At 44.0% G+C, this 17,483-nt stretch carries 26 protein-coding genes and 1 pseudogene; 3 read left to right on the top strand and 24 right to left on the bottom strand.

Going from position 1 to position 17,483, the window contains the following annotated elements:
- The first annotated feature begins 191 nt into the window (after positions 1 to 191).
- On the top strand, positions 192 to 956 hold the full coding sequence (gene pdaB, locus AXI59_RS06065) for a polysaccharide deacetylase family sporulation protein PdaB (RefSeq protein WP_061521261.1): 765 nt from the start codon (positions 192 to 194) through the stop codon (positions 954 to 956).
- On the opposite strand, the gene kbaA is transcribed toward pdaB, so the two are convergent.
- A complete protein-coding gene (gene kbaA, locus AXI59_RS06060) occupies positions 957 to 1,553 on the bottom strand; it encodes a KinB-signaling pathway activation protein (protein ID WP_061527656.1) in 597 nt (198 codons plus the stop codon).
- Between the two features lie 109 nt (positions 1,554 to 1,662).
- Between kbaA and gerD the strand changes: the two genes are divergently transcribed.
- Positions 1,663 to 2,220 carry a spore germination lipoprotein GerD gene (gene gerD / locus AXI59_RS06055; RefSeq protein ID WP_061527655.1) on the top strand — a complete coding sequence of 186 codons (558 nt, stop codon included), beginning with the start codon at positions 1,663 to 1,665 and terminating at the stop codon, positions 2,218 to 2,220.
- Positions 2,221 to 2,252: 32 nt separating this feature from the next.
- Here gerD and AXI59_RS06050 read toward each other — a convergent pair whose 3' ends face one another.
- The 3 genes from AXI59_RS06050 to AXI59_RS06040 all read right to left on the bottom strand — a co-directional run bounded on the left by AXI59_RS06050 (position 2,253) and on the right by AXI59_RS06040 (position 4,608).
- Complete coding sequence (locus tag AXI59_RS06050) at positions 2,253 to 3,311, bottom strand: Mrp/NBP35 family ATP-binding protein (protein WP_061527654.1); 1,059 nt, start codon at positions 3,309 to 3,311, stop codon at positions 2,253 to 2,255.
- Between the two features lie 79 nt (positions 3,312 to 3,390).
- On the bottom strand, positions 3,391 to 4,104 hold the full coding sequence (gene cwlD / locus AXI59_RS06045; RefSeq protein ID WP_061527653.1) for an N-acetylmuramoyl-L-alanine amidase CwlD: 714 nt from the start codon (positions 4,102 to 4,104) through the stop codon (positions 3,391 to 3,393).
- A gap of 60 nt (positions 4,105 to 4,164) precedes the next feature.
- Positions 4,165 to 4,608 (bottom strand): YbaK family protein, encoded by a 444-nt coding sequence (locus AXI59_RS06040; protein WP_061521266.1) that lies wholly within the window; start codon positions 4,606 to 4,608, stop codon positions 4,165 to 4,167.
- A 130-nt stretch (positions 4,609 to 4,738) separates the two neighbouring features.
- Here AXI59_RS06040 and AXI59_RS06035 point away from each other — a divergent pair, with 130 nt between their 5' ends.
- Positions 4,739 to 5,212: a DinB family protein gene (locus tag AXI59_RS06035; protein WP_061521267.1), complete on the top strand. Its 474-nt coding sequence runs from the start codon at positions 4,739 to 4,741 to the stop codon at positions 5,210 to 5,212.
- Between the two features lie 15 nt (positions 5,213 to 5,227).
- On the opposite strand, the gene AXI59_RS06030 is transcribed toward AXI59_RS06035, so the two are convergent.
- The 20 genes and pseudogenes from AXI59_RS06030 to rpsE all read right to left on the bottom strand — a co-directional run bounded on the left by AXI59_RS06030 (position 5,228) and on the right by rpsE (position 17,479).
- A complete protein-coding gene (locus AXI59_RS06030) occupies positions 5,228 to 5,995 on the bottom strand; it encodes a class I SAM-dependent methyltransferase (RefSeq protein ID WP_061521268.1) in 768 nt (255 codons plus the stop codon).
- 138 nt (positions 5,996 to 6,133) lie between these two features.
- On the bottom strand, positions 6,134 to 6,526 hold the full coding sequence (gene rpsI / locus AXI59_RS06025; protein WP_061521269.1) for a 30S ribosomal protein S9: 393 nt from the start codon (positions 6,524 to 6,526) through the stop codon (positions 6,134 to 6,136).
- Between the two features lie 20 nt (positions 6,527 to 6,546).
- Positions 6,547 to 6,984 carry a 50S ribosomal protein L13 gene (gene rplM / locus AXI59_RS06020; RefSeq protein ID WP_013350824.1) on the bottom strand — a complete coding sequence of 146 codons (438 nt, stop codon included), beginning with the start codon at positions 6,982 to 6,984 and terminating at the stop codon, positions 6,547 to 6,549.
- Positions 6,985 to 7,143: 159 nt separating this feature from the next.
- Positions 7,144 to 7,887 (bottom strand): tRNA pseudouridine(38-40) synthase TruA, encoded by a 744-nt coding sequence (truA, locus tag AXI59_RS06015; protein WP_061521270.1) that lies wholly within the window; start codon positions 7,885 to 7,887, stop codon positions 7,144 to 7,146.
- 12 nt (positions 7,888 to 7,899) lie between these two features.
- Complete coding sequence (locus tag AXI59_RS06010; RefSeq protein ID WP_061521271.1) at positions 7,900 to 8,697, bottom strand: energy-coupling factor transporter transmembrane component T family protein; 798 nt, start codon at positions 8,695 to 8,697, stop codon at positions 7,900 to 7,902.
- Positions 8,694 to 9,563: an energy-coupling factor ABC transporter ATP-binding protein gene (locus tag AXI59_RS06005; protein WP_061527652.1), complete on the bottom strand. Its 870-nt coding sequence runs from the start codon at positions 9,561 to 9,563 to the stop codon at positions 8,694 to 8,696. Before AXI59_RS06005 ends, AXI59_RS06010 begins: the two co-directional genes overlap by 4 nt.
- Complete coding sequence (locus tag AXI59_RS06000) at positions 9,539 to 10,384, bottom strand: energy-coupling factor ABC transporter ATP-binding protein (RefSeq protein WP_061521273.1); 846 nt, start codon at positions 10,382 to 10,384, stop codon at positions 9,539 to 9,541. Before AXI59_RS06000 ends, AXI59_RS06005 begins: the two co-directional genes overlap by 25 nt.
- Positions 10,385 to 10,515: 131 nt before the next feature.
- Positions 10,516 to 10,878: a 50S ribosomal protein L17 gene (gene rplQ, locus AXI59_RS05995; protein ID WP_003156550.1), complete on the bottom strand. Its 363-nt coding sequence runs from the start codon at positions 10,876 to 10,878 to the stop codon at positions 10,516 to 10,518.
- A 77-nt stretch (positions 10,879 to 10,955) separates the two neighbouring features.
- Positions 10,956 to 11,900 (bottom strand): DNA-directed RNA polymerase subunit alpha, encoded by a 945-nt coding sequence (locus AXI59_RS05990; protein ID WP_003156549.1) that lies wholly within the window; start codon positions 11,898 to 11,900, stop codon positions 10,956 to 10,958.
- Between the two features lie 176 nt (positions 11,901 to 12,076).
- A complete protein-coding gene (rpsK, locus tag AXI59_RS05985) occupies positions 12,077 to 12,472 on the bottom strand; it encodes a 30S ribosomal protein S11 (protein ID WP_003156547.1) in 396 nt (131 codons plus the stop codon).
- 20 nt (positions 12,473 to 12,492) lie between these two features.
- Positions 12,493 to 12,858, bottom strand: a complete 366-nt coding sequence (rpsM, locus tag AXI59_RS05980) for a 30S ribosomal protein S13 (RefSeq protein WP_061521274.1) — start codon at positions 12,856 to 12,858, stop codon at positions 12,493 to 12,495.
- 22 nt (positions 12,859 to 12,880) lie between these two features.
- Positions 12,881 to 12,994 (bottom strand): 50S ribosomal protein L36, encoded by a 114-nt coding sequence (gene rpmJ / locus AXI59_RS05975; RefSeq protein ID WP_003156543.1) that lies wholly within the window; start codon positions 12,992 to 12,994, stop codon positions 12,881 to 12,883.
- A gap of 33 nt (positions 12,995 to 13,027) precedes the next feature.
- A complete protein-coding gene (gene infA, locus AXI59_RS05970) occupies positions 13,028 to 13,246 on the bottom strand; it encodes a translation initiation factor IF-1 (RefSeq protein WP_003156508.1) in 219 nt (72 codons plus the stop codon).
- Positions 13,224 to 13,544: pseudogene (locus tag AXI59_RS20305) on the bottom strand (KOW domain-containing RNA-binding protein). The gene infA and the pseudogene AXI59_RS20305 overlap by 23 nt, the downstream one beginning before the upstream one ends.
- A gap of 23 nt (positions 13,545 to 13,567) precedes the next feature.
- Complete coding sequence (gene map, locus AXI59_RS05965; protein WP_061521275.1) at positions 13,568 to 14,314, bottom strand: type I methionyl aminopeptidase; 747 nt, start codon at positions 14,312 to 14,314, stop codon at positions 13,568 to 13,570.
- Complete coding sequence (locus tag AXI59_RS05960) at positions 14,311 to 14,964, bottom strand: adenylate kinase (RefSeq protein WP_061521276.1); 654 nt, start codon at positions 14,962 to 14,964, stop codon at positions 14,311 to 14,313. The genes map and AXI59_RS05960 overlap by 4 nt, the downstream gene beginning before the upstream one ends.
- Positions 14,965 to 15,017: 53 nt before the next feature.
- On the bottom strand, positions 15,018 to 16,313 hold the full coding sequence (gene secY / locus AXI59_RS05955) for a preprotein translocase subunit SecY (RefSeq protein WP_061527651.1): 1,296 nt from the start codon (positions 16,311 to 16,313) through the stop codon (positions 15,018 to 15,020).
- Position 16,314: 1 nt separating this feature from the next.
- Positions 16,315 to 16,755, bottom strand: coding sequence for a 50S ribosomal protein L15 (rplO, locus tag AXI59_RS05950; RefSeq protein ID WP_061521278.1), 441 nt, complete (start codon positions 16,753 to 16,755; stop codon positions 16,315 to 16,317).
- Between the two features lie 30 nt (positions 16,756 to 16,785).
- Positions 16,786 to 16,965: a 50S ribosomal protein L30 gene (gene rpmD, locus AXI59_RS05945; protein ID WP_003156497.1), complete on the bottom strand. Its 180-nt coding sequence runs from the start codon at positions 16,963 to 16,965 to the stop codon at positions 16,786 to 16,788.
- A 13-nt stretch (positions 16,966 to 16,978) separates the two neighbouring features.
- Positions 16,979 to 17,479 carry a 30S ribosomal protein S5 gene (gene rpsE, locus AXI59_RS05940; RefSeq protein WP_003328273.1) on the bottom strand — a complete coding sequence of 167 codons (501 nt, stop codon included), beginning with the start codon at positions 17,477 to 17,479 and terminating at the stop codon, positions 16,979 to 16,981.
- Between the last annotated feature and the right edge of the window lie 4 nt (positions 17,480 to 17,483).

The following is a 17,483-nucleotide window of genomic DNA, read 5'->3' as shown; positions in this document are numbered from 1 at the left end:
ACTTTTTTCATGTTGTTTTTGAAGCATTTTGTTGTCAGCTGTTCATCAGCGACGAATAATAATATACCATGCTTTCTCTCTTTAAAGCAAGACTTTTTCTTCATTTTTTTTAAAAGCCATAAATCGTTATATTCATCCGCGCAACTTCATACGATGTAAGCAAGCATGGACAAGATAAGGAGGCGTCATCAGTGAACCACTTCTATGTGTGGCATATTAAACGGATAAAACAGTTACTCATTATTGTCATCGCCGCATTTGCAGCAGCCAGCTTTTTTTATATACAGAGAGCCGTCCCCCTTCCCGTCTTTTTAACTGCTAACGGTCCGAAGGCGATTTCTAAAGGCGAAACAAAAGCCCGCGAAGTGGCACTTACATTTGATATCAGCTGGGGTGACGAGAAGGCCGTTCCGATTTTGAACGCACTAAAAGCAAACGGCATTAAAAACGCCACTTTTTTTCTATCGGCATCTTGGGCAGAACGGCATCCTGACACTGTAGAGCGCATTATAAAAGACGGGCATCAAATTGGAAGTATGGGATACGCATACAAGAACTATGTCAATTTAGAGGATCAGGAAGTAAAAAGGGACATCCTCCGCGCTCAGACAGCTTTTAAAAAATTAGGTGTAAAAGACGTGCACTTATTGCGCCCGCCTACCGGACAATTCAACAAAAAAGTTCTCACCATTGCACAGCAGTACCGCTATACGGTGGTTCATTACAGCATTAACTCACAGGATTGGACAAATCCCGGCCCTGATAAAATCATTGAAAATGTGAACAGCAAAATAAAGGGCGGTGACATCGTTCTGCTTCACGCCTCTGATTCCGCAACACAAACGGAAGAAGCTTTACCCGCTATTATCCGCGAGTTAAAAGAAAAAGGATTAAAAAATGTGACCGTCGGTGATCTTATCGCAAATACCGACGTCAAATCTTCAGAGGTGAAATAACTACCTTTGGGCAAACTTTGGGAGCATTAATAATTGGAATGCATTACAGCCCATCAGCGGAATCAGCATTAAATAAAGCCAGTCCTCATTATTCACTCTTAGAGCAGGAACCCATTCAAGCGCCGTAATCACCACCATTAAAAACAATGAGGAAACGAACGTATTTTTCGAGGACTGCTTTTGTTTTAAATACGCCGTCATTAAACCAACCGCAAGCAGCGCCAGCGGCAGCCATACGAATCCTGCAATCGATTCATCCCGCTCGCCGAAAAATAAAAATCTGACATACATTAAATCGAAAGCAACAAACAGAATAATAAACAGCTGAAGCAGGTTCCATAGCGAGCTTGACCTCAGGATCTCCAATGCAAAACGGTGCACCGTTAAAAATACGAAGAAACCCATTTGGCTTATCACACTAAAAATCATCCCCAACCCAATAAACCAAATCAGAACAGAGAAAATCTGGCCGGCTTCAAAATTCAAAAAGAACCCCTTATACTCTCCCCATTTCAACGCAAACCCCACAACGCTTGTAATAAGGGCGCCCACAGCTAAAATCGAAAAGAAAAATCGAACGAGTCCACGGCTTTTCATCTTTTCTTCATCCCCCTGACAAATCGCGTTCAGCGATATTTTGTTATGTATAAATCCAATCGGATGAATCATATTAAAAGTAAGAACAAGTATGGAAAGGAGCTTATGCATGTCAAAAGCCAAAACGCTATTGCTAAGCTGTTTTGTTTTGTTATCTGTAACAGCTTGTGCTCCAAAAGACCAAGCAGCGGATATGGATTATGACCAAACTAAAAAAATGGTTGTCGATATATTAAAGACTGATGATGGAAAAAAAGCAATTAAGGAAATATTGAATGATGATGCGATGAATGAGGCATTGGTGATTGATCAGAATGCAATCAAAAGTACAATAGAGAAAACCCTCACCTCTAAAAAAGGCGCGGAGTTTTGGAAAACCATATTTGAAGACTCAAAATTTGCGGAAAGCTTTGCTAAAACATTGCAGCCTGAGCATGAAAAAGTCATCAAAAAACTGATGAAGGACCCCGACTATCAGAAAAGTTTCATGCAGATCATGCAGGACCCCGGAATGGACAAAAAATACAACGAACTGGCTAAAAGCCAAAAATTCCGCAGTTATTTAGAAGACGTCATCACAGAGACCCTTTCAAGCCCGCTTTTCAAAAAACAATTCGAGGATGAATTGAAAAAAGCAGCTTCAAGCTCCGGGAAAGAAAGTCAATAAAGGGCCGGGACCACATGATCCCGGTCCCCTTTTTACTGATCAGCAGATGTTTTTTCAATCACTTTTTGGGCGATGCCCATATAAATGTTACCGGTCGGATGGCTTCTGTCATACACAGACGGTGCAAACTGGTCTTTATCCCAATCAGGCTGTTTTAACGGAATTCGGCCGAGCAGGGGCACATTCAATTCCTCCGCCAGCTTATCTCCTCCGCCTTGGCCAAAGACATATTCTTTTTCACCGGTTTTTGCACTTTCATAGTAAGCCATATTTTCTATGACCCCTACCACTTCGTGATCCGTCTTGATTGCCATTGAACCTGCTCTGGCTGCTACAAATGCAGCTGTAGGATGCGGCGTTGATACGATAATCTCCTTACAGCTCGGAAGCATCGTATGTACGTCCAGCGCAACATCTCCCGTGCCAGGAGGCAGGTCAAGAACGATATAATCGACGTCTCCCCAATCAACCTCATGAAAGAAATTGTTCAGCATCTTGCCGAGCATCGGGCCTCTCCATACAACCGGAGCGTTTTCTTCCACGAAAAATCCCATCGACATCACCTTTACTCCAAATCTTTCGACAGGGAGAAGTTTTTCTCCTTCTACTGTCGGACGAACCGTGATGCCCATCATATCAGGCACACTGAAGCCGTATATATCAGCGTCAATCAATCCGACTTTTTTGCCGAGCCGGGCAAGAGAAATCGCCAAGTTGACGGATACAGTGGATTTGCCGACACCGCCTTTTCCGCTCGCTACCGCAAGGAAGACCGGCGGGTTGTCTCTATTCAGCAAGGTTTTACTTTCAGCTGCCGGTTGGCTGAATTTCGCCAATGTTTCCTGCGGCAATTCTTCAAACCGAAGTCCGACAGTTTCTGCTCCCGCTTCTTTAAGAACGGACACGATTTCCTGCTGAATATTCATTTGTTCAGCCGTTCCCGTTTTAGCCAATGCGACTTTTACACTGACGTGCCGTTTTTCCGGCTTAACCTTTACTTCCTTAACAGCGTCCAATTCTCCCAGAGGTCTATGAAGAAAAGGTTCGCGCATTTTTCCGACTAGATTTCTTACTTCATCTTCTCTTATCATCGAACCCTCACCCTTTGTGTATTCGTTTACAAATGGTATTATACCATATATTAAATGCAGAATCGGCGAAAAACCCTCCTTACTCCGGAGGGTCTCCTTTCTCTGTGAAGTATCTCAGTATGCCTTTATACACAGAGGATGCGATTTTGTCCTGGTATTTAGGCTGGCCGAGCTTCTTGGCTTCTTCAGGATTGGATAAAAATCCGACCTCCACGAGCGCCCCCGGCTTTGTCACATTTTGCATTAAATAAATACCGTGTATCCGTTTGGCCTTCCTCGTTGTATTCTCCAGATTGATTCTCAGCTCATCTTGAATATATTTTGCCACTTTTTCATTTTCTTCATATTTTCCATAGTAGAAGCTTTGCGCTCCGCTCCATTTGGGTGACGGTATGGCGTTTAGATGAATGCTGACATAAAGCTCTGCCTCTGAATGATTAATGAGCTCTACACGTTTTCTCAGATCTTCCGCCTTGCGTCTGCTGTACCCTTTCATTCCTTCAGGAGCTAAATCTGTATCAGTTTCTCTCGTCATCACAACCAGTGCGCCTTGTTCCTGCAAATAGTCCTTTACCCTGGATGCCACCTCCAGCGTAATATCCTTCTCCAGCTTATTGCCTCCCACCGCGCCTCCATCAGGTCCGCCGTGTCCCGGATCAAGATAAATGATTTTACCGCTCAGCGGCAGGCTCCACGGCCTCCAGGAATCATCATTATGAAATTGATATCGAAATAAAAACAATAATATGATAAAGCCAAGTAAAAAACCGAGCCATTTGAGCTTTTTTCTCATAACTTCCCCTCCCGCTTGTCCCCGTTATTAATAAATATGGGACAGGGGCAGAAAATATGATTACCTCATGCGGAGCTTACATTGTTTTTCTCTTTCCAGAAATCCTTCCGTCCACCAGCTTTTGATAAATTGGCATGACGCTTCGTATATTTCCCTCTGTTCAATGGACGAGTACTGTTCATGCGTCCAATTGCAAAGATATTCAAAAAAGTCGAAACTCAATTCTTCCTCTTCCTTTGCCGAGCGGGCACTGGCCCTTTGCATAGACTCCCCATAATAACCGAAGACGCCGAATCTGCCGCCTAATAAATAAGCTTCAATCGCAAAATCAATGCATCCCTCACTCAGAATTCCTTTTTCGTCTTGCAGAAAGGGGAATAACGGGGTCAGACACGCTTTAACGGATTGGATAATTTGCGTAAGTGAAAGTTCCTTGAGTAAATTTTTCTCAAGCTCAAAATCCTTCTGCCGTTTCACATCTGAAAAAGATAATACCTCTGCCATTGCCATGCACGCTCCTTTTTACTGTTATTTTGAAGTAAAAAGGAAAAAGCATGCTTTGTTGATAGTGGAAATCCTCCCAAATGAAGGAGTTTCATCATATATAACAGAATGAAGAGCGGAGGTGATGGTTATGAAAAAGCTGTTTCAATACAATTGGACGGTGCGTGATGAATGGTTTACGGTATGTGAGGAGCTGAGCCGAGAAGAGCTGACGAAACCGCGGACAGGCGGCATGGGCAGCATTTTGCGGACTTTGTTTCATATTATCGATGTGGAACTCAGCTGGGCGCGCGCGATTTTAGGTAAAGATGATGTTTCATTCGTTGAATCTGATTTTACAACCATTCAGGATCTCAGAAAGCTTTCTGAACAGTATCGGGAAGATGTCATTGATGCAGTTTCCGGGAGGGGAATTGATCTCGTGAAGCCGGGTTGGATGAATCAAACCTTTCCTAAAGAAGACATTCTCCGCCACATTCTTGCACATGAGATTCACCATATTGGACAGCTGTCGGTTTGGGCAAGAGAAATTGGCATAGAGCCGATTTCAGCTAATGTGGTCAGCCGCTCGCATCATAAAGCCGCAAAAAAACAGCACCTCTGAAGGGATGCTGTTTTTTTACATTTTTAAGCTTCTTGTCACGGAATACGTATTAATGTATTCATCCAATACAAAACCGCCCTTGTCCTCATAAAATCCGGAGACGATGAAGCCCGCATCAATTTGCCCCTTTATTTGATCTTCTAATGAATGGCCGAATTCAAGCGCTTCTTTATTTTCAATGAGTTCTTTTACTTTATCCTCAGTCAGATCCTTTTCGTCAGCAAATGGAATGGAATACTTTACTTTTAAAACACCTTCCTGCTCCAGGTCCATATCGAATAAAAACACGACTGGATTCACAAAACCGGAAACCAAAGTGCCGCCTTTTTTCAGCACACGATAGGCTTCTTTCCAGACGGGAAGAATATTGTCAATAAAGCAATTTGATACCGGGTGCACGATAAAATCAAATGTCTCATCATCAAAACAGCTGAGATCATTCATGCTGCCTTTCACAGTCCGGAGAGTAAGCCCGTCCCGCTCAGCGACCTTTCTGTCCTGCGCAAGCTGCTTCTCCGAATTATCGAATACGGTGACATCAGCTCCCGCAGCAGCCAGCACCGGGCCTTGCTGTCCTCCTCCGGAAGCGAGACAAAGAACTTTCAAACCATCTACAGAAGGGAACCACTCCATCGGAACATCCTTTCCGGGAGTCATTCTGATGCTCCAATTTCCCATTTTCGCATTTTCAATAATGTGCGAATCAACAGCAACCGTCCATTCATTGCCCAATTCCACTTTCTTATCCCACGCCTTGCTGTTATGTATGACTAACTTATTCATTTATAACTGCGCTCCTTAATCTTAATGAATAGGGTATAACAAACAATTCTAGAAAAACGTTGAATACCCTTTATGAAATGAGAAAAATATACAAAAAAAGCCACAACAATGAAGTTGTGGCTTTTGATTCCAAAACGATTAACGTTTTGAGAATTGAGGTGCGCGACGAGCGCCTTTAAGACCGTATTTTTTACGTTCTTTCATTCTTGAATCACGAGTAAGAAGTCCAGCGCGTTTAAGCGTCAAACGGTACTCCGGATCTGCTTCAAGAAGCGCACGAGCGATACCGTGACGGATAGCGCCAGATTGTCCGGCGAAGCCGCCGCCTTTAACGTTTACTAAAACATCATAGCTTCCAGCTGTTTCAGTAAGTGTTAACGGTTGTTTAATATCTTCGATTAATGCTTCAGATGGAATGAAATCAGTGATTTCACGATTATTAACGACGATACGGCCTTCTCCTGGAACTAAGCGAACACGCGCTACAGAGCTTTTACGACGGCCAGTACCGTAATATTGAACCTGTGCCAAATTGGTAACCTCCCTTTTAATTAACCGCGAAGTTCGTAAACTTCAGGCTGTTGTGCTTGGTGTGGATGCTCAGAACCACGGTATACGTTCAATTTCTTGAACATTTGACGACCTAGAGAACCTTTTGGAAGCATGCCTTTGATAGCAAGCTCAAGCATTTTCTCAGGGTAGTTTGTACGCATTTCAAGAGCAGTTCTTGATTTCAGACCGCCTGGGTGCATAGTGTGACGGTAGTAGATTTTATCAGTTAACTTTTTACCAGTTAACTCGATTTTTTCAGCGTTGATGATGATCACATGATCTCCAGTATCAACGTGCGGTGTGTAAGTCGGTTTGTGTTTTCCGCGAAGGATAGATGCAACTTCTGTAGAAAGACGTCCTAAAGTCTTGCCTGCTGCATCAACAACTAACCACTTGCGTTCAATAGTACTTGCGTTAGCCATAGGTGTTGTACGCATTTAATTCCCTCCTAAATGATCTGTCATTTTTTCATAAACTTCTGTTACGTTCTATTTCACAACACAATAAGTTCCGGGGCTTATCGTGGGGTTGAAATACATACCATATGATATCTTATAACTTTATGCAGACTCTGTCAAGAAAATGTTACACCTGGTTTAGTTGTCATAACAAACGCTCCATAAATACAGCCCGTGTCCCGGTGCGGTGCGCCCTGCGGCTTCACGATCCTTCGCTTCCAGCATCGCTTTTACGTCCTCAGGAGAAAATTTTCCAGCTCCTGTTTCCAGTAAAGTTCCGGCAATAATTCTGACCATATTATAGAGAAATCCGTTTCCCGTGATCCGCATTTGCAGGCCGTCCTCCGTTTCGGTCCAGTCCAGCTCATAAATTGTCCTGACTTTATCCTGAACCGCAGTGTCAGCCGCGCAAAAGCTTGTAAAATCATGTGTTCCTATGAGATAGCCCGAAGCCTCTCTCATTTTCTGCACATTGAGCTGATATGCAAAATGGTAAGCGTAATGCCGTTTAAATACGTCCGGGTGTTTCTCCGTATATACAAAATAGCGATATTCCTTTTGGACTGCGCTAAATCGTGCATGGAACCCATCATCCGCAATTTCTGCTGTTTTGACGGCAATATCATCAGGAAGCAGTGCATTCAGCGCAAACGGCCATTTCTCAGCCGGAATAGACAGCGGCGTATCAAAATGAATGACCTGTCCTTCTGCGTGAACATCGCTGTCCGTCCGCCCTGACGAGACGACAGGCACTCTGTCATCTGATTTGTGAATCACGGCCAGCGCCTTTTCGAGTTCATTCTGAACGGTCCGTTTTCCGGGCTGAATCTGATATCCGTTAAATAAATGCCCGTCATAAGCAATGGTACATTTCATTCTCATACAGCAGCACCTCTAACTTCTTAAGAAAAACAATAAAGCGGCTAATACAATAAAGATCAGGATCGCTCCGGTATCCTTTCCGCTCCAGACAAGCTTTCTGTACTTCGTTCGTCCTTCGCCGCCCTGATATCCTCTCGCCTCCATGGCGACCGCAAGTTCTTCCGCCCGTTTAAAGGCGCTGACAAAAAGCGGGACCAGCAGCGGAACAACCGCTTTTATCCTGTCTTTCACCGGGCCGCTGGTGAAATCTGCTCCCCTCGCCATTTGCGCTTTCATGATCTTATCTGTTTCTTCCATCAGCGTCGGGATAAACCGCAATGAAATCGACATCATCAGAGCGAGCTCATGAACGGGAAGCTTCACCTTTTTAAAAGGGTTCAACAGCTGTTCCATACCGTCGGTGATCTCGATCGGCGTCGTTGTTAACGTCAGCAGCGTGGTCATGAAAATGAGGTAAACAAAACGGAGAGAAATAAATATCCCCTGAACAAGTCCTCCCTCATATACTTTAAACCAGCCAAACTGAACAATCACGGGACCTTCATGCGTCATGAAAATATGCAGTAAAAACGTAAACGCTACAATCCAGATAATCGGCTTAAGCCCCTTCAGCAAAAATCCGAACGGCACACGTGTTAAAGCGATAACTCCGAATGTGAATAAACCAAGCAAGGCGTACGTCTGCACATTGTTTGCCAAGAAAACGATACATACAAACAGAAAAATGCTGACAAGTTTTGTTCTCGGGTCCAAGCGGTGAATAAGCGATGATCCGGGAACATACTTACCGATAATCATGCTATCCATCATTGGTCTTTTTCCTCCTGAAAGAGAGCCTTAATTTGAGCCGCAGCATCTTGAAGCGTCAGCATGGGCTCCTTAAATGTCATTCCCAGAGAGGCCTCCAGCCGTCTCTGAAATTTGATCGTTTCAGGGAGATCCAGACCCATCTCAGCCATTTCTTCATCATTGGCAAACAAATCACGCGGACTTCCCGTCGCTTTAATGGTTCCTTTATGCATGACAATCATCTCGTCAGCGTAGCGGGCCGCGTCCTCCATACTATGGGTAACGAGGACGGTTGTCAGATTGCCTCGCTGATGAAGCTCATAAAACATGTCCATAATCTCCTGGCGCCCTCTCGGATCAAGGCCTGCCGTCGGCTCGTCCAAAACCAGAACTTCCGGTTCCATCGCGAGAACGCCGGCGATCGCAACTCTGCGCATCTGCCCTCCGCTTAATTCGAACGGAGACCGATCCAAGATCTCAGCAGGAAGACCCACAAGCTGCAGCATCTCTTTTGCCTTCCGTTCAGCCACTTCTTTTTTTACTCCGAAATTAATAGGGCCGAACGAAATGTCCTTCAGTACGGTTTCCTCAAACAGCTGATGTTCGGGGAATTGGAAAACGATTCCGACTTTTTTTCGCAAAGCCTTCAGGTCTTTATTCTTTTTACCGGCTTCCAGCGTCGTGCTGCCAAGCTCAAGCTGTCCTTTTGTAGGTCTCAGCAAACCGTTTAAATGCTGCAGAAGCGTTGATTTACCCGACCCTGTATGGCCGATGACGGCAACATAGCTGCCCTCTTTGATTACGGCATTGATATCATACAAAGCGAGACGTTCAAACGGCGTCTTGATTTGGTAGCGGTGTTCTACATCTTTGATTTTAATGTCCACAGCTCATTCACCAGCCCTTCCTGAGTCAGATGGTTTTCTTTCAAAGCCAGTCCGCTTTCTTTCAAAAGCAGGCTGAGCTGGAATGAGAAAGGCAAATCAAGACCGATTCGAACCAGGTCTTCATTTAATTGAAAAATCTCTTCAGGCGAACCCTCGGCATACTTCCTGCCGCCATTCATGACAATGATTCTGTCCGCCTTTGCGGCTTCATTCAGGTCGTGTGTAATCGAAATGACGGCGGCCATGCCCTGATCCTTTAAGCGTCTTACAGTATCAAGGACTTCTTCTCTCCCGACCGGGTCAAGCATTGATGTCGCTTCATCCAAGATGATAATATCAGGACGCGCAGCAATAACTCCTGCAATCGCAACTCTTTGTTTTTGGCCCCCGGAGAGATGGTGCGGCTCTTGATCGAGAAAATCCTGCATATTTACTTGTTTGATTGCCCAGTCTACTCTCTCAATCATTTCTTCGCGCGGGACACCATTGTTTTCTAAACCAAAAGCCACATCATCGCGAACCGTTGTTCCGACAAATTGGTTATCGGGATTTTGGAAGACCATCCCTATCTTTTTCCGGACATCCCATACGGAATCCTCCGTCAGTTTGATGCCGCCGACCTGGATGTCTCCCGCCTCAGGCAGAATCAAGCCGTTCAGCGCCCGGGCCAGTGTCGACTTCCCTGAACCGTTATGACCTACGATGGCAAGCCATTCTCCTTCATATACCTGCAAAGATACACCGTCAAGCGCCGGTCTTTCTGCGTCTTTGCGGTATCGGAATATGATGTCCTTTACTGATATGAGCTGTTTTTGATCCATGGGTGCCTGACCTCCTCTCAGCTATAGCTCTGCTTTTCTATCTCTTTATAAAAAGTTCTTGTATCTAAAAAAAGGGCATAGATCCAGTTAGAAACTGTCCCGCCCTTCTTTAGATACACAAAAATATGTGATTAAACCAATTCGATGATTGCCATTGGTGCACCGTCACCACGGCGAGGACCAAGCTTCATAATACGTGTGTATCCGCCTTGGCGCTCCTCGTAACGAGTTGCAATGTCAGAGAATAATTTTTGAAGTGCATCTTGGTTATTTTCTTCATTAGCAACCTCGTTGCGAATGTATGCAGCTGCTTGACGACGAGCATGCAAGTCACCGCGCTTACCAAGAGTGATCATCTTTTCAACAACAGAGCGAAGTTCTTTCGCACGTGTTTCTGTTGTTTCGATTCTTTCGTTGATGATCAAATCTGTTGTAAGATCACGAAGCATAGCTTTACGCTGTGAACTCGTACGTCCTAGTTTTCTGTATGACATGTGATGTCCCCTCCTTTAATGGAATGCTGTTTCTAAATAAAAAACACACGAAAATCCTAGTTCACATGGAAACTAGATCAATCGTCTTTGCGAAGGCCGAGTCCAAGTTCTTCAAGTTTCGCTTTCACTTCTTCAAGTGATTTGCGTCCCAGGTTGCGAACTTTCATCATATCTTCTTCCGTCTTGTTCGCAAGTTCTTGAACCGTGTTAATGCCCGCACGCTTCAAGCAGTTGTAAGAACGGACAGAAAGATCGAGTTCCTCAATCGTCATTTCAAGAACTTTTTCTTTTTGATCCTCTTCTTTTTCAACCATGATTTCAGCATGCTGAGCTTCGTCAGTTAAACCAACGAATATATTAAGGTGTTCAGTTAAAATCTTTGAACCGAGTGCAATTGCTTCCTTCGGTCCAGTGCTTCCGTCAGTCCAAACATCAAGTGTAAGTTTGTCATAGTTTGCAACCTGGCCTACACGAGTGTTTTCTACTTGATAAGATAAACGAGAAACTGGCGTAAAGATTGAATCGATCGGAATCACGCCGATTGGCTGATCGTCTCTTTTGTTTGAATCAGCAGGTGTATACCCACGTCCTCTTTGAGCGGTAAGGCGAACTCGGAAACTCGCATTCTCACCAAGAGTCGCAATATGAAGATCCGGATTCAGGATTTCCACATCACTATCGTGTGTAATATCAGCTGCTGTTACAGTTCCTTCGCCCTGTACATCAATTTCAAGCGTCTTCTCTTCATCAGAGTAGATTTTCAATGCAAGCTTTTTAATGTGCAAGATAATCGTTGTAACATCTTCCACAACGCCTTCGATTGTCGAGAATTCGTGCAGTACACCATCTATCTGGATCGATGTTACAGCGGCACCAGGGAGTGAGGATAAGAGGATACGACGTAAGGAGTTACCCAGAGTTGTACCATATCCACGCTCAAGCGGCTCTACGACAAACTTACCAAATTTGGCATCGTCGCTGATTTCAACCGTTTCGATTTTTGGTTTTTCAATCTCGATCATTACTTAAAACCCTCCTTCAAAACGTCGAAACCTCGAATAGAATCATATGAGATTCCATCCGAAATTCCCCATTGTTTAGTCCCGTATGTGCTCAGGCAACGAGTCGGTGCATTCGTTTCATAAATAACTGTATCATAACCCATTATTGACAGGGACACAAAATCTATACAAACAAATTACACGCGGCGACGTTTTGGTGGACGGCATCCATTATGAGGAACAGGAGTTACGTCTCTGATAGCTGTAACTTCAAGTCCGGCAGCTTGTAGAGCGCGGATTGCAGCTTCACGGCCAGAACCTGGTCCTTTAACAGTTACTTCAAGAGTTTTAAGTCCGTGTTCGATTGAACCTTTAGCAGCAGTTTCAGCAGCCATTTGCGCAGCGAAAGGAGTAGATTTACGAGAACCTCTGAATCCTAGAGCTCCGGCACTTGACCAAGAAATAGCATTACCATGAGTATCAGTGATCGTAACGATCGTGTTGTTGAAAGTTGAACGAATATGAGCGATTCCAGACTCAATATTCTTTTTCACGCGGCGTTTACGCGTGTTTTGTTTACGAGCAGCAGCCATTGTTTAGGTACCTCCCTTACTTATTTTTTCTTGTTAGCTACAGTACGACGCGGACCTTTACGAGTACGCGCATTGTTTTTAGAGTTTTGTCCGCGAACAGGTAAGCCGCGACGATGACGGATTCCGCGGTAGCTTCCGATTTCGATCAGACGCTTGATGTTAAGAGAAACTTCACGGCGAAGGTCACCTTCTACTTTCAGTTTGTCAATAACATCACGGATTTTACCAAGTTCTTCTTCAGTAAGATCACGCACACGAGTATCTTCTGAAACACCAGCCTCTTTCAAGACTTGCTGAGCCGTTGTGCGGCCAATTCCGAAGATATATGTTAAAGAAATAACAACACGTTTGTCACGTGGGATATCTACACCAGCAATACGAGCCATTCTCTGGGCACCTCCTTATTAATTATCCTTGTTTTTGTTTATGCTTTGGATTTTCACAGATCACCATTACTTTTCCTTTTCTGCGAATAACTTTACATTTTTCGCAGATTGGTTTAACTGATGGTCTCACTTTCATGTGTTTCCAACCTCCTTCAGTTTCCGGAGTGCTTTATTTGTAACGGTACGTAATCCTGCCACGAGTTAAGTCATATGGAGATAATTCTACCGTAACTTTGTCTCCAGGTAAAATGCGAATGAAGTGCATGCGGATTTTACCAGATACGTGAGCCAAAACCGTATGGCCGTTTTCAAGTTCAACTTTGAACATCGCGTTCGGCAACGTTTCGACTATCGTACCTTCCACTTCAATTACATCGTCTTTCGCCATTCAAGTGTTCTCCCTTCTTCAAATCAGTAACTTGCTCTCTGACAAATTTCAAAAGAGAAAATCTCAGTTATCCGTTTGTCACACGCCCTGTTTCGTTTATACTGTTCTGAACTTCCGGAGATACGCAATCATAAGGGTTAATGATTGATATTCTTTTTCTAAGGAGAATGAAATGTACGCTTTTCTCCGTCTGCTATTAGTACATGCGATGAATATACATTCCAATGACAGCAGCTAGCTGATTTTTCTTCCGACCAATTGTAAATGTACAATCTGCCCCGGTGCGGAGAGAAAACATGTGTCATGGAAATCATTCATCACCTAGACTTTTGTCAGTATATCAAAACCCGTTTCCGTAATCGCAATCGTATGTTCAAAATGAGCACACTTTTTCCCATCTACCGTTACAACCGTCCAGTTATCAGCCAATGTTTTCACATAACGGCTGCCAGCGTTAACCATCGGTTCTATAGCGAGAACCATACCAGGCTTCAGCCTAGGTCCTTTGTTTGGCGGACCGTAATGAGGAATTTGCGGATCCTCATGCAAGTCTTGACCAACACCATGTCCGACATACTCCCTAACAACTGAAAACTGCTCATTTTCGACATACGTTTGTATTGCGTGGGAAATATTCGACAAACGTTCACCTGGTTTTGCTTCCTTCAAGCCTTTATATAAAGACTCCTCTGTCACTTCCAGCAGTCGTTTATCATCATCACTGATGTTTCCTACCGGATAAGTCCAAGCAGAGTCACCATGATAACCATTTAATTTAGCACCGATATCAATGCTGATAATGTCACCGTCACGCAAAACCCGTTTACCGGGAATTCCGTGAACGAGCTCTTCATTAACTGATACACAGATGCTCCCGCGAAACCCATTATACCCCTTAAAAGATGGGATTGCACCCTGCTTCTGAATAAAACGTTCGGCAATTTGATCCAATTCTTTTGTCGAGATTCCTGGTTTAATGTGCTTTTTCATCTCTTCATGAGTCAAAGCTACGATTCGCCCTGCTTCCCGCATGATACCAAGCTCACGAGGGGTCTTACAGATAATCATTTGCTCAATCCTCCAAGAAGCTCCTTCACATCTTTATAAACGTCATTAATGTCCTGCTGGCCATTGACGTTGACAAGATACCCTTTCTCAGAATAGAAATCGAGTAAAGGCTGAGTTTGCTTCATGTTGACCTCAAGCCGTTTTGAGACGGTTTCCTCATTATCATCTGCCCGTTGATAAAGGTCTCCTCCGTCTTTATCACAAATACCCGGCGTTTTCGGCGGATTAAAGACTAAATGATAGGTTGTGCCGCAAACACTGCAAATTCTGCGTCCAGTCAAACGTTCCATTAAAGAGTCTTTATCTACTTTAATGTTAATGACATAATCAATCGGTTTGCCGTATTCCTCAAGAATTGCTTCAAGAGCTTCAGCTTGAGCGACTGTTCGCGGAAATCCGTCCAGAAGAAAACCTCTTTCACAATCATCTTTGCCAAGTCTTTCTTTGACAATGCCGATTGTGACTTCATCAGGTACGAGCTCTCCCTTATCAATATAAGATTTTGCTTCGAGTCCGAGTGGCGTTTCTTCTTTCATAGCAGCACGGAACATATCTCCTGTTGAGATATGAGGTATCCCATAATCCTCAACAATTCGTTCTCCCTGCGTGCCTTTGCCGGCTCCAGGAAGTCCCATTAAGACTAAGTTCATTTCGGATTTCCCCCGTCCTCTCTTATTTAGAGGAATGGATAAAACCAGTTCCTCTAATTTTTCATAAATCCTCGGTAATTACGTTTCACCAACTGGCTCTCCAGCTGCTTCATTGTCTCCAAGGCTACCCCGACGACAATTAACAATGATGTTCCGCCAATTTGTGCACTTTGAGGCAATCCAGCGAATTGAATGAAAAAGATAGGAAGAATGGAAATCACGGCTAAGAATATAGAACCCACAAACGTAAGTCGATACAAAATGCTCGTAATTCTATCTTGAGTCATTTTCCCTGGACGAACCCCCGGGATATAGCCACCCTGTTTTTTAAGGTTATCAGCCATTTGTTCAGGATTTACCTGCACAAAAGCATAGAAGTACGTAAAGGCAATAATTAAGACGACATAAACCGTCATACCCACCGGATGTGTGTTGTCAAAGTTGGCTTGAATCCACTTTGTCACATCGTTTGTTCCGAAAAATGACGCGATCGTACGCGGCGTTATAAGAAACGCAACCGCAAAGATTACCGGAATAACCCCTGCCGGATTCACTTTAAGCGGAAGGTGTGTTGACTGGCCTCCGCCAGCAGGTGAACGACCTGTGCCTTTTGCATATTGAATTGCGATTTTACGGACGGCTTGCTGAATGAAAATAACTCCAACAATAACGGCCAGGATCGCAATCACCAATAAAGCGACTTTTACAATATGAATAAACAGCTGATCGCTGCTGCCGACAAACTGAGTCTCATAAATTTGCCCAACAGTTTTCGGAATACTAGCCACAATCCCCGCGAAGATGATGATCGAAATTCCGTTACCTACTCCATTAGAAGTAATTTGTTCTCCAAGCCACATTAAAAAAGCAGTTCCGCCAGTGAGTACTAAAGCAATAATCAGATATGTCGATATGCCGGATTTTTCAATCAGCATACCGTTCGCCAGGTTGTTAAACCCGTATGACATACCCAACGCCTGGATAAATCCAAGCACAATCGTAAAATATCTCGTGAACTGAGCTAATTTACGGCGGCCTACTTCACCTTGCTTAGACCACTCGGTAAACTTCGGCACCACATCCATCTGAAGCAGCTGAATGATGATGGAAGAAGTGATGTAAGGCGTAATTCCCATTGCGAAAATGGAGAATTGATAAAGCGCACCGCCGCCAAATGTATTAAGGAGATCAAAAACCCCCATTGAACTCTGTGTCTGTAACGCCTGAGCGTTAACGTAAGGCACAGGGATAAACGCACCTATGCGAAAGACGATAAGCATGAGTAATGTAAATATGATTTTATTCCGAATATCACTCACACGCATAAAGTTGGAGATTGTCTTAAACAAGTTAGATCACCTCAGCTGTACCGCCAGCAGCTTCAACAGCTTCTTTCGCAGAAGCAGAGAATTTATTGGCTTTTACAGTTAATTTTTTCTCTAATTTACCGTTGCCAAGAATCTTTACTCCTGCTTTAAGTTTGCTAATAACACCAGTCTCAAGAAGAAGTTCAGGAGTGACTTCCGTTCCTTCCGCAAAACCGTTCAATTTGTCTACGTTCACTACAGCGTATTCCTTACGGTTGATGTTTGTAAAACCGCGTTTAGGAAGACGTTGGAATAAAGGCATTTGTCCCCCCTCGAATCCTGGGCGTACACCGCCGCCAGAACGAGCGTTTTGACCTTTGTGACCTTTACCAGCTGTTTTACCGTTACCAGAACCAATACCACGACCTACGCGATTGCGCGTTTTACGTGAACCTTCTGAAGGCTTTAATTCATGAAGTTTCATTAGGACACCTCCTTAGCCTATAGTTTATTTTTATTGTTCTTTAACAGAAACTAGATGAGATACTTTATTAATCATACCGCGGATCGCAGCGTTATCTTCGTGAACAACAGTTTGGTTTGTTTTCTTTAAACCTAGTGTTCTCACAGTAACGCGCTGATCTTCCGGACGACCGATTACACTGCGTTTGAGGGTAATTTCTAATTTAGCCATTAATGTTCCCTCCTTATCCTAACAGTTCTTCTACTGATTTTCCACGAAGCTTCGCAACGTCTTCGGCACGTTTAAGCTCACTTAAACCTTGAAGTGTTGCACGGATCATGTTGATCGGTGTGTTAGAACCTAAAGACTTAGAAAGGATATCAGCTACGCCAGCAAGCTCAAGTACCGCACGTACAGGGCCTCCAGCGATAACTCCAGTACCTTCAGAAGCAGGTTTCAACAAGATATTGCCTGCACCGAAACGTCCGATGATTTCGTGTGGAATCGTAGTTCCAACCATTGGTACTTCAATCAAATTCTTTTTCGCATCTTCAACAGCTTTGCGGATTGCTTCAGGTACTTCTTGTGCTTTACCAGTACCGAAACCTACGTGACCGTTTTTGTCACCGACAACGACTAGAGCTGCGAAACGGAAACGACGACCACCTTTAACAACTTTCGCTACGCGGTTAACCGTAACTAAGCGTTCTTCTAACTCTAATTTGCTTGGGTCAATACGACGCATAATC

It is taken from the genome of Bacillus nakamurai, from assembly GCF_001584325.1.
GTDB lineage: Bacteria > Bacillota > Bacilli > Bacillales > Bacillaceae > Bacillus > Bacillus nakamurai.
The sequence above is the reverse complement of the archived record's forward strand: the minus strand, read 5'-3'. Positions and strand labels throughout refer to the sequence as shown.